We start from the raw sequence: 696 nt of genomic DNA, 5'->3' as shown, positions 1-696 counted from the left end.
GATAGCTCCAATACTGACAGCACTGACGAAGACGAATAAGAAGGAACCGTCCATGGCACGGCCATTATCCGCATTACAGAAAATTGCTCTCTCCTACTTCGGTGAGCGCCTGAATGAATCGACAGCGATCCAGACAAACATCACCAGCCTCTACTTCTACGTGAGTAAAAAGTACAAAAAGCGCGCGCATAGGGAAAACCTAAAAAAGGGTAACTTAAAAAAATCCATGGATGGATTGGTACGTGACGGATTTATCAAAGTCATCCCCCCACAACCTGGGGAAGAAAAAAAGCCTACAATATACGAACTTACCCCTATTGGACGGATCGTGGTGGCTGACCTTAAGATAGAAGGCACCATAATGCCGCCGGCTACTGATGTGTTCTGGACGAAGGATTAGCTGTCATACAATACTAATTGCTTATTTATTTTAGTTACGACAGCACTAAAGAGGCTCAGTGCAAAAAATCCTGGTGGTCGATGGCCACAAACTCCACCTGCGGGACGGGCTGCGCGGCACCCGCCCGGTAGTAGCCTGCTCCCTGGTTCTGGACGCTGGCGCACCACTGCGTGACTACACCCTGGATAGACCGATGCCTCCATCCACTCCAGGATTGAGCCGATCGGCACGTTGTGGGTGGCCATGCGCAGAATAAGCGCGTCATCCAGCGACCCAGCGTTTTCGTCGCTGTCGTT

1 protein-coding gene and 1 pseudogene are annotated in these 696 nt (G+C 50.6%); one reads left to right on the top strand and one right to left on the bottom strand.

Annotation, left to right across the window (positions count from 1 at the left end):
- Positions 1 to 400: hypothetical protein (locus CYR55_RS23065; protein WP_206604070.1), on the top strand; the 400-nt coding region annotated here is incomplete at its 5' end.
- Here CYR55_RS23065 and CYR55_RS23870 read toward each other — a convergent pair.
- Positions 397 to 696: pseudogene (locus CYR55_RS23870) on the bottom strand (hypothetical protein); the annotation flags it as partial. The gene CYR55_RS23065 and the pseudogene CYR55_RS23870 sit on opposite strands and share 4 nt — an antisense overlap.

This window comes from Chimaeribacter californicus, from assembly GCF_002858675.1.
Lineage (GTDB): Bacteria > Pseudomonadota > Gammaproteobacteria > Enterobacterales > Enterobacteriaceae > Chimaeribacter > Chimaeribacter californicus.
The sequence above is the reverse complement of the archived record's forward strand: the minus strand, read 5'-3'. Positions and strand labels throughout refer to the sequence as shown.